Annotated in this window: 7 protein-coding genes and 1 pseudogene; 5 read left to right on the forward strand and 3 right to left on the reverse strand. The window is 70.7% G+C overall.

Going from position 1 to position 10,167, the window contains the following annotated elements:
- Positions 1-86: 86 nt before the first annotated feature.
- Together ftsR and ACTHNQ_RS05515 are read left to right on the forward strand one after the other, a co-directional pair.
- Positions 87-779, forward strand: a complete 693-nt coding sequence (ftsR, locus tag ACTHNQ_RS05510; RefSeq protein WP_018170536.1) for a transcriptional regulator FtsR — start codon at positions 87-89, stop codon at positions 777-779.
- Between the two features lie 132 nt (positions 780-911).
- On the forward strand, positions 912-1,442 hold the full coding sequence (locus ACTHNQ_RS05515; RefSeq protein ID WP_196804669.1) for a MerR family transcriptional regulator: 531 nt from the start codon (positions 912-914) through the stop codon (positions 1,440-1,442).
- Between the two features lies 1 nt (position 1,443).
- On the opposite strand, the gene ACTHNQ_RS05520 is transcribed toward ACTHNQ_RS05515, so the two are convergent.
- Together ACTHNQ_RS05520 and ACTHNQ_RS05525 are read right to left on the reverse strand one after the other, a co-directional pair.
- Positions 1,444-2,658, reverse strand: coding sequence for a trans-sulfuration enzyme family protein (locus ACTHNQ_RS05520; protein ID WP_440331822.1), 1,215 nt, complete (start codon positions 2,656-2,658; stop codon positions 1,444-1,446).
- A 139-nt stretch (positions 2,659-2,797) separates the two neighbouring features.
- Positions 2,798-3,607 carry a ParA family protein gene (locus ACTHNQ_RS05525; protein WP_440331824.1) on the reverse strand — a complete coding sequence of 270 codons (810 nt, stop codon included), beginning with the start codon at positions 3,605-3,607 and terminating at the stop codon, positions 2,798-2,800.
- 110 nt (positions 3,608-3,717) lie between these two features.
- On the opposite strand from ACTHNQ_RS05525, the gene ACTHNQ_RS05530 reads away from it, so the two are divergent.
- Genes ACTHNQ_RS05530 through ACTHNQ_RS05540 form a run of 3 tightly spaced genes read left to right on the forward strand, consistent with a single transcriptional unit; the run spans position 3,718 to position 9,612 of the window.
- Entirely contained in the window at positions 3,718-7,125 is a 3,408-nt protein-coding gene (locus ACTHNQ_RS05530; RefSeq protein WP_440331826.1) for a pyruvate carboxylase, read from the forward strand.
- A gap of 49 nt (positions 7,126-7,174) precedes the next feature.
- Positions 7,175-9,121, forward strand: coding sequence for a nucleotide-binding protein (locus ACTHNQ_RS05535; RefSeq protein WP_440331828.1), 1,947 nt, complete (start codon positions 7,175-7,177; stop codon positions 9,119-9,121).
- Positions 9,121-9,612, forward strand: a complete 492-nt coding sequence (locus ACTHNQ_RS05540) for a peptide deformylase (protein WP_440331830.1) — start codon at positions 9,121-9,123, stop codon at positions 9,610-9,612. The genes ACTHNQ_RS05535 and ACTHNQ_RS05540 overlap by 1 nt, the downstream gene beginning before the upstream one ends.
- Positions 9,613-9,679: 67 nt before the next feature.
- Here the strand turns inward: ACTHNQ_RS05540 and ACTHNQ_RS05545 are convergent.
- A pseudogene (locus tag ACTHNQ_RS05545) lies at positions 9,680-10,167 on the reverse strand (long-chain fatty acid--CoA ligase); the annotation flags it as partial.

A 10,167-nucleotide genomic window follows, 5' to 3' on the forward strand; every position in this document is an offset into this window, starting at 1 on the left:
AGCAACGGCGCCGAGGTGCGGATCGGAAAGTTCCGGCTCAACTTCTTCGTCTCGCCGGCAGACCTCGCGCGGGCGGCGGACGCCTGATGCCCGCGGCCTCCGTCCGTGAAAACGCGACGTCCGCGGGTCTTCTCAGCATCGGTCAGGTTCTGGCGCGCCTGTCGCCGGAGTTCCCCGCACTCACCTCGAGCAAGCTCCGCTTCCTCGAGGTGCAGGGCATCGTCACGCCGCTGCGCACCGAGTCGGGGTACCGCAAGTTCTCGCAGGCCGACCTCGAGCGCCTGCGCCTCGCGCTGACGCTGCAGCGCGACCACTATCTGCCGCTGTCGGTGATCCGCGACTACCTCGAAGACGTCGACGCCGGCCGCGACCCCGCGACGCCGACGGCGGTTCCGCCGCCGTCGATCGTCCCGGCACCGCGCCGATACCGCCGCGATGAGCTGCTCGCCGCGGCGGGCGCCGCACCGCAGCTGCTCAACGACGCGATCAGCACGGGCGTCATGACGGGCGCGGAGTCGTACACCGAGCAGCAGGTGGCCCTGCTGCGCGCGCTCGTCGCTCTCGACCGGCACGGCATCGAGCCCCGTCATGTGCGGGCGCTGCGCCAGAACGCCGAACGCGACGTGGCGCTGGTCGAGTCGGCGCTCGCGCCGCTGCTGCGACGGACGGATGCCGCCTCCCGCGGGCGCGCCGGCGAGGTCGCCCCCGAGCTCGCCAAGCGCCTCGACGAGGTGCGTGCGATCTTCGTGCGGACGGCTCTGGATCGCCTGCTGTCCTGACGTCGCGGCGTCGATTCTCGGCCATCCGCGCGACACGCCGAGGCTCGAAAGCCGGATGTCATTGCCGCGGGCACGAGGCTGATCTAGCGTGGAACTTACCGATTCGGAGGGGGGACGGGGATGACCCGTGACATGGCTGACAACGAGCCTTTCTCCGCCGAACTCCTCTTCACCGACGGGCTCCCGGCGATGGACGATGAGGTGGGCTACCGCGGCGCCGTGGCAGCGCGTGCGGCGGGCATCACGTACCGCCAGCTGGACTACTGGGCGCGCACCGAACTCGTCGTCCCGACCGTGCGCGGCGCGACGGGATCGGGATCGCAGCGCCTGTACGGCTTCCGCGACATCCTCGTGCTGAAGCTCGTGAAGCGCCTGCTCGACACCGGCATCTCGCTGCAGCAGATACGCACCGCGGTCGACCAGCTGCGTGCCTCCGGCATCCGCGATCTCGCCGGCACGACGCTCATGAGCGACGGTGCCTCCGTGTACCTCTGCACCTCGAACGACGAGGTCATCGACCTCGTCAGCCGCGGTCAGGGCGTCTTCGGCATCGCCGTCGGCAAGGTGCTGCGCGAGGTCGAGTCCGAGCTCGTCGAGTTCGAGGTCGAGAAGCCCGACCCGATGGACGAGCTCGCCGCCCGACGCGCAGCACGCACCGCCTGACTCACCCCGCCGTCGACATCGCGGGAGACTCCGCGTCTGCCGTCGACCTCAGCGCCTGAGCCAGATCGGCGATGAGGTCCTGCGGATCCTCCAGGCCGATCGACAGCCGCACGAGCGCGTCGGACGGCTTCGCCTCTGAAGTGACCGGCCGGTGGGTGAGAGCCGCGGGATGCTGGATGAGCGAGTCGACGCTCCCGAGCGAGACCGCGTGCGTGAAGAGCCTCACCGCCGAGGTCAACGCCGCCGCGGCGTCGAAGCCGCCGGCCAGCTCGATCGCGATCATCGCGCCGGGTCCCGCCTGCTGGCGGCCGACGAGTCCCTGCGGGTCGCACGCGGCGAAGCCGGGGAAGTGCACTCGGGCGACCTCGGCGCGCGTCGTCAGCCATTCAGCCACGGTCCGCGCGCCCTCCTGCTGCGCCCGTACGCGGACCGGCAGGGTCGCCAGGCCGCGGTGGAGCAGGTAGGCCGCGAGCGGGTGCATGATCGCGCCAGTGATGGCACGGGTCCTGCGCAGGGCGGCCGCCAGACGCGCATCGCACGCCACGACCCCGCCGACGACATCGCCGTGCCCGCCGAGGTACTTCGTCGCGCTGTGCAGCGACAGGGCGGCGCCCAACTCCAGCGGCTGCTGCAGCACGGGCGTCGCGAAGGTGTTGTCGACCAGCACCGGCACGTCGCCGGCGGCGGCCACCACGGCCCGCAGGTCCACGAGCTCGAGCGTCGGGTTCGCGGGCGACTCCAGCACGACGAGGGCGGTGTCGTCACGGACCGCCGCGGCGACGTCCGCCGGCGCGCAGAACGTGGTCTCCAGCCCCAGAAGGCCCGAGGCGAGGAGGTGGTCGGTGCCGCCGTACAGCGGGCGCACCGCGACGATGTGGCGCTTGCCCGACTCATGCGAGACGCCGAGCAGCACGGCGGTGATCGCGGCCATGCCCGACGAGAACGCGACCGCCTCTTCGGCGTGCTCCAGTCGGGCGAGCGCCTCTTCGAACCGGGCGACCGTGGGATTCCACAGCCGCGCGTAGACGTTCGAGCCTCCCTCGAACGGGTGGCCGCCGGTGGCGAGGACCTCGTACGACATGCCCCCGAGCTCGAGGTCGGGCAGCGGATTGGTCGACGAGAGGTCGAGGGGGAGGGCGTGGACGCCGAGGTCCGCGAGATCTTCGCGGCCGGCGTGCACGGCAATGCTGTCGGGATGCAACGTCATCGGTGCCATGGCGATATGGTCAGTGACTTCGCCGCGGTTTGCAAGTCGTGTTCAGACCGCCGTGCACTAAGGGTGCAGAGTGCTCATTCCGTGAGCAAAGTGGTCAACGCATCGTGGATGCCGGGGCGCGGCATCCGTCCGCCTGAGCTCAGGGGCGGGGATCTTCGGGCGACGGGATCCGGCCCGTGCGCATGATGCGGTCGAGCAGCGAGTCGAAGTCGGCGGCGAGTTCCTGCGCGGAGTCGCCCGGCCAGATGTGGAGCGGCTTGGCCGCTCCCTGCGCCTGCTGCAGCGAGGTGCGCTCGGGAAGCTGCGGCGAGAGGACGAGCGGTCCGAACATGTCGCGCAGCTCTTTGATGCGGAACTGGTGCTCGATCGACTGGGGACGCACGCGGTTCACGACGATGCCGAGCGGCTGCAGGCGGGGGGAGAGGCCGCGGCGGATCTCTTCGATGGCACGCAGGGCGCGGTCGGCGGCCGCCACCGAGAACAGGCCCGGCTCGGTCACCACGACGACGCGGTCGGAAGCGGCCCAGGCTGTGCGGGTGAGCGCGTTCAGCGACGGGGCGCAGTCGATCAGCACGAGGTCGTAGTCCGCCTCGATCGTGGCGAGCGCCTCTTCCATCTTCCACACGTCGCGCACGCTCGGGTGCGGACCGTCGAAGTTGATGGCCGACGGGCTGCCGATCATGACGTCGATGGTGCCCGGGTGCACCTTGGCCCAGCCGCTGGAGGTGATGGCCTGACGGACCGTCTTCTCCTTGGGATTGGCCAGAACATCGGCGACGTTGAGGCGCCCCGCGACCTGGATGTCCATTCCCGTGGAGACGTCGGACTGCGGGTCGAGGTCGACGACGAGCGTGCGGACGCCGCGGGCGAAAGCCGCCGATGCGAGTCCGAGAGTCACGGTCGTCTTGCCGACGCCACCCTTGAGCGAGCTGACGGATAGGACGTGCACAAGCCACCACGTTACCGTCCCCTAGGCTGAGAGCACACTCAGCCGGTTTCCAGGACCCGCATCCGGGGTCTGATCCAGAGGCCGGCCGTACCGCCGCTCACGGAGGTCGAATGTTCCGCAAGATCCTGGTCGCCAACCGCGGAGAGATCGCGATCCGCGCATTCCGCGCCGCCTACGAGCTGGGAGCGCGCACGGTCGCGGTGTTCCCCTACGAGGACCGCAACTCGCTGCACCGGCTGAAGGCCGACGAGGCCTACCGCATCGGCGAGGTGGGGCATCCCGTCCGGGCATATCTCGACGTGGACGAGATCATCCGGGTCGCCAAAGAGGCGGGCGCCGATGCGATCTACCCCGGCTACGGCTTCCTGTCCGAGAACCCCGAGCTCGCCGAGAAGGCGGCCGCGAACGGCATCGCCTTCATCGGACCCCCCGCCAAGGTGCTCGAGATGGCCGGCAACAAGGTCACGGCGAAACAGCACGCGGTCGCCGCGGGTGTGCCGGTGCTGCGGTCGACCGAGGCCTCCGAAGACGTCGACGAGCTTCTCGAGCAGGCCGACGCGATCGGCTTCCCGATCTTCGTCAAGGCCGTCGCCGGCGGCGGCGGACGAGGGATGCGGCGCGTCGAGCGTGCCGAGGAGCTCGCCCCCGCCCTCGCCGAGGCCATGCGGGAGGCCGGGAGCGCCTTCGGCGACGCCCGCGTGTTCCTCGAGCAGGCGGTGCTGCGCCCGCGGCACGTCGAAGTCCAGATCCTCGCGGACGCGGCGGGCGAGACCGTGCACCTGTTCGAGCGCGACTGCTCGGTGCAGCGACGGCACCAGAAGGTCATCGAGATCGCCCCGGCGCCCAACCTCGATCCCGCCGTCCGCGACGCCCTCCACACCTACGCCGTCGCTTTCGCCCGCTCCATCGGGTACGAGAACGCGGGCACCGTCGAGTTCCTCCTCGAGACCGCCGGCCCCCGCACGGGCGAGGTCGTCTTCATCGAGATGAACCCGCGCATCCAGGTCGAGCACACCGTCACCGAAGAGGTGACCGACGTCGACCTCGTGCAGTCGCAGATGCGCATCGCCGCGGGACAGAGCCTCGCGGACCTCGGGCTCACGCAGGACCAGATCCACCTGCGCGGCGCCGCGCTGCAGTGCCGCATCACGACGGAGGACCCCACGCAGGGCTTCCGTCCCGACACGGGCAAGATCACGACGTACCGCTCGCCGGGCGGCGCCGGCATCCGTCTCGACGGCGGCACGACGGCCGCGGGCGCGCAGATCAGCCCGCACTTCGACTCGATGCTGGCGAAGCTCACCTGCCGCGGCCGCGACTTCGGCGCCGCCGTCGTGCGCGCCCGCCGGGCCCTCGCCGAATTCCGCATCCGCGGCGTCTCGACGAACATCCCGTTCCTGCAGGCCGTCCTCGACGACCCGTCGTTCGTCGCCGGCGACGTCAGCACGTCGTTCATCGACGAGCGCCCCGGTCTGCTCAAAGGCCGCGAGTCCAAGGACCGCGGCACGAAGATCCTCAACTGGCTCACCGACACCACGGTCAACAAGCCGAACGGTGAGAACCCGGTCACCGTCGACCCGCGGCTGAAGCTGCCGGCCATCGACCTCACGACCGAGCCGCCCGCAGGGTCGCGCCAGCGGCTGCTGGAGCTCGGGCCCGCCGGCTTCGCGAAGGCGCTGCGCGAGCAGACGTCGCTGGCGGTCACCGAGACGACGTTCCGCGATGCGCACCAGTCGCTCCTGGCGACCCGCGTCCGCACGAAGGACCTCGTGACCGTCGCGCCGTACGTCGCGCGCCTGACGCCGGAGCTGCTGTCGGTCGAGGCGTGGGGCGGCGCCACGTACGACGTCGCGCTGCGGTTCCTCGGCGAGGACCCGTGGGAGCGCCTGGACAGCCTGCGCACGGCGCTGCCGAACGTCGCGATCCAGATGCTGCTGCGTGGCCGCAACACGGTCGGCTACACGCCGTACCCCACCGAGGTCACGGACGCCTTCGTGCGCGAGGCCGCGGCATCGGGCATCGACATCTTCCGCATCTTCGACGCGCTCAACGACGTGGCGCAGATGCGTCCGGCGATCGACGCGGTCCTCGCCACCGGCACCTCGGTGGCCGAGGTCGCCGTCTGCTACACCGGAGACCTGCTGAACCCGGCGGAGGACCTCTACACGCTCGACTACTACCTCCGGCTCGCGGAGCAGATCGTGGATGCCGGAGCCCACGTCCTGGCGATCAAAGACATGGCCGGCCTGCTGCGGCCGGCTGCGGCATCCCGTCTCGTCAGCGCCCTGCGCGAGAGGTTCGACCTCCCGGTGCACGTGCACACGCACGACACCGCCGGCGGCCAGCTCGCGACGCTCCTGGCCGCGAGTGCTGCCGGAGCCGACGCGGTCGACGCGGCCGCCGCACCGATGTCGGGCACGACGAGCCAGCCGTCCCTGTCGGCCCTCGTCGCCGCACTGTCGCACACCGACCGCGACACGGGCATCTCGCTCGACGCCGTGAGCGACCTCGAACCGTACTGGGAGGCCGTCCGCCACCTGTACCGCCCCTTCGAGTCGGGACTGCCGGGACCCACCGGCCGCGTGTACCACCACGAGATCCCCGGCGGGCAGCTGTCGAACCTGCGCCAGCAGGCGATCGCCCTCGGTCTCTCGGAGGACTTCGAGCTCATCGAGGACATGTACGCCGCCGCGAACGAGATCCTGGGGCGCGTGCCCAAGGTCACGCCGTCGTCGAAGGTCGTCGGCGACCTGGCTCTGCATCTGGCCGCCGTGAAGGCGGACCCGAAGGACTTCGCCGAGAACCCGCAGAACTACGACATCCCCGACTCCGTCGTCGGGTTCATGGCGGGGGAGCTGGGCGACCTGCCGGGCGGCTGGCCGGAGCCGTTCCGCACCAAGGTACTGCAGGGCCGTGAGGTGAGCATCGAGGTCACGCCGCTGACCGACACCGAGGCCGCCGCGCTCGACGCCGACGCCGCGTCGCGGCGCGAGATGCTGAACAAGCTGCTGTTCCCGGGGCCGACCCGCGCGTTCCAGCAGACGCGCGAGGTGTTCGGCGACCTGAGCGTGCTCGACACCGTCGACTACCTCTACGGGCTCACCGCCGGCGCCGAGCACGTCGTCGAGATCGAGCGCGGCGTGCAGCTGTACGTCGGGCTCGAAGCGATCGGCGAGGCCGACGACAAGGGCATCCGGACCGTGATGACGACGCTCAACGGCCAGCTGCGCCCGGTGTTCGTCCGCGATCGCAGCATCACCGTCGAGACGCGCCAGGCCGAGAAAGCCGACACCACCCGTCCCGGCCAGGTCGCCGCGCCATTCTCGGGCGTCGTGACGCTCAAGACGCTCGTCGGCGACGTCGTCACCGCGGGGCAGCCGGTCGCGTCGATCGAGGCCATGAAGATGGAGGCGGCCATCACCGCACCCGTCGACGGCGTGGTCGAAAGGCTCGCCATCGCCGAGACCGCGCAGGTGGACGCCGGGGACCTTTTGGTCGTCATCCGTCCGGCCCAGTAGCCTGGAGGGTGGCATCCGCCCGAATACGTCTGCCCAGGAGAACTCCGCAGTGACGCCCGATCGCACCGACCATACGCCCGACGAGCCCGTGAACGGCGTGCTCTCCGACACCGGAAGCCTCGACACCGCAGGCATCGGCATCCTCGGAGGTGCGACCGCTCAGGTGAACGTCGAGCTTCCCACGGAGTCGGATGACGACCGAGACGACGACGGGGTGATCGACGACGAGGTCCCGTTCGTCATCGAGATCCCCGCCGACGCCGACCTGCCGATCATCGGCGTCTTCGCGCCCGCCGAGCCCGCCGACGACGTCATCGACGCAGAAGAGCAGCTCGACGGCGGTGCGGACGACGACGCGTACGTGGTCGAGGTCATCGAGGACGCGGTGATCGTGGACGAGGTGGAAGACGACGCCGCCGCGGAGGACGCGGAGGGCGCATCCGAGCCGGCGGTCGAGCTGCAGGCCGATGAGGCCGCCGACGACGCTCCCGAGGTCCCTGCCGAGGACGCCGTCGCCGAGGAGCAGCCCGTCGAGGCCGTTGCGGTCGTCGACGGTGAGGAGCAGGCTGCTGACGACGAGACCGCCGAGGTGCGGCCTGAGGCGGTCGACGCCGAGGCCGACGCCGCCGAGACCGAGGCCGAAGCCGTCGCCGAGGTCGAGGCGGACGAGTTCACCGCCGCCTTCGAGGGCACCGAGTTCGAGTCCGCCGACTTCGACGCGGCCGACTTCGAGTTCGACGGCACCGAGTTCGACCTCGAGCTGACCGATGAGACCGCGGAGGAGCCCATGACTGCGCACGCCCCGGAACCAGAAGAGACGGATGCCGTGGCATCCGGATCCGCCAAGGCGACGTCGCCCGCACCCCCCGTCGTCCCGGCGTCGGCCGCTGCGGCCGCTGCGGCGACGGCTCCCGCGACGCGACGCGAGGCGCAGCACACCGGCGCGGTGCCGGTGGTGGCGCGCGCGACCGATCGTGCGGTGGACCGCGTCGCACCCCGGCCGGGCGTCGCGCTGACCTCGAAGCGCCTCGGCGAGTTCGAGGCTGGACGAGAGACCTCCGACCTGCTGACCGCCGACCGCCTGCTCGACCCGCACCAGGTGGTCAAGCCCGAACCCGAGGGTGCGTGGCAGCACTTCGTGTACTCGGTGTCGGGCAAGCGCATCAACCTCGGTGACAGCAAGCGCGCCCGTGCCCGCAAGGAGCTCGACCGCCGGATCGCCGCGCCGCTCACCGGCGGCGCCCGCTTCGTGCCGGTGCTCTCGCGCAAGGGCGGGGTCGGCAAGACGACCGTCACGACGCTCCTCGGGATGGCCCTGGCCGACGCCCGCGACGACCGTGTGATCGCGGTGGACGCCAACCCCGACCGCGGCACCCTGGCCGAGCGCATCTCGCGCGACAGCGGCAAGACCGTGCGCGACCTCGTGCGCATCAGCCCCGAGGTCGTCGGCTTCAACGACCTGTCGAACATCGTCGCCCGTGACGAGACGCGTCTGGACGTCGTCGCGTCCGACACCGACCCGCGCGTGTCGGAGGCGTTCAACGACGCCGACTACCGCGACGTGGCCGCCCTCGCCGCGCACTACTACTCGGTCGTGCTCACCGACACCGGAACGGGCATCGTCCACTCGGTGATGGGGGCGACGCTCGACCTCGCCGATCAGATCGTCATCGTCGCCGGTCTCAGCGTCGATGAGGCGCGTCTCGCGTCCGAGACCCTGACGTGGCTGGAGACCAACGGCTACGCCGACAAGGTGCGCAGCGCCATCGTGGTGCTCAACAACGCCAAGCCGGGGCATCCGCTCGTTCAGCTCGACGAGCTCGAGGCGCACTTCCGCACGCGTGTGCGCTCGGTCGTCCGCGTGCCGTACGACCCGCACATCGCCGCGGGCAGCGCCATCGCCTTCCGCGAGCTGCAGCCCGCGACCCGCGAGGCGGCGCGCGAGCTGGCCGCGACCGTCGTCGAGGGCCTGCGGACGCCGGCGGTGGCCGCCTGATGGCGGTCCGCCCCATCCGCGTCTTCGGCGACCCCGTCCTGAAGTCGGTCTGCGCGCCGATCGGCGAGATCGATGAGGGCGTGCGCGCCCTTGTCCGCGACCTCGTCGACACCGTCGAGCTGCCCGGTCGCGCCGGCGTCGCGGCGAACCAGATCGGCGTCGGCCTGCGCGCGTTCAGCTACAACATCGACGGCGACATCGGGTACGTGCTCAATCCCGTGCTCGTCGAGGTGTCGGGGGAGCCCACGGCCATCGGCGAGGGGTGCCTCTCGGTCCCTGGCCTGTGGCACGACGCCGTCCGCTACCCCTACGCGAAGGTCGTGGGCCTCGACCTCGACGGCAACGAGGTCATCCTCGAGGGTGAGGGGCTGCTCGCGCAGGCGCTTCAGCACGAGACCGATCACCTCGACGGCAAGCTCTACCTCGAGCGGCTCACGCCCGAAGAGCGTCGCGTCGCCATGCGCGAGATCCGCGAGTCCGACTGGTTCTGAGGCTCTTCCCTCCTCAGACGAAAGGGATGCCGGCGGCCGAGGCCGCCGGCATCCCTTTCTGCATCCGTCAGGACAGCGAGACGTTCGTGGTGCTCACCGGCACGGCGTAGATCTCCTCGATGTCGCCGGCGAAGTCGGCCAGGATCACGTTGCGCTTGATGCTCATCTTCGGCGTGAGGTGACCGCTGTCTTCGGTCCACTCCGTCGGAAGGATCGTGAACTTGCGGATCGACTCGGCGCGTGAGACGTACTTGTTCGCCTCGTCGATCGCGCGCTGCACCTCGGCGCGGACGGCCGGGTTCTGCGCGGCGTCGGCGAGCGACAGATCCTTGGGCAGGTCGTTGTTCGCGAGCCATGCCGGCAGCATCTCGGGGTCGAGGGTGACCAGCGCCGAGATGAACGGCTTCTGGTCGCCGACGACGACCACCTGGCCGACGATCGGGTTGGCGCGGATGGGGTCTTCGAGCGCCGCGGGCGAGACGTTCTTGCCGCCCGCGGTGACGATGATCTCCTTCTTGCGCCCGGTGATCGTGAGGAAGCCATCATCGTCGAACG

The sequence above is a fragment of the Microbacterium sp. genome (genome assembly GCF_051953575.1).
Classification (GTDB): domain Bacteria; phylum Actinomycetota; class Actinomycetes; order Actinomycetales; family Microbacteriaceae; genus Microbacterium.

Bases quoted from the DNA above. Each gene is read 5' to 3' on its own strand.
- ftsR (WP_018170536.1), top strand. From the start codon at position 87: ATGCCCGCGGCCTCCGTCCGTGAAAACGCGACGTCCGCGGGTCTTCTC.
- ACTHNQ_RS05515 (WP_196804669.1), top strand. From the start codon at position 912: ATGGCTGACAACGAGCCTTTCTCCGCCGAACTCCTCTTCACCGACGGG.
- ACTHNQ_RS05520 (WP_440331822.1), bottom strand. From the start codon at position 2,658: ATGGCACCGATGACGTTGCATCCCGACAGCATTGCCGTGCACGCCGGC.
- ACTHNQ_RS05530 (WP_440331826.1), top strand. From the start codon at position 3,718: ATGTTCCGCAAGATCCTGGTCGCCAACCGCGGAGAGATCGCGATCCGC.
- ACTHNQ_RS05540 (WP_440331830.1), top strand. From the start codon at position 9,121: ATGGCGGTCCGCCCCATCCGCGTCTTCGGCGACCCCGTCCTGAAGTCG.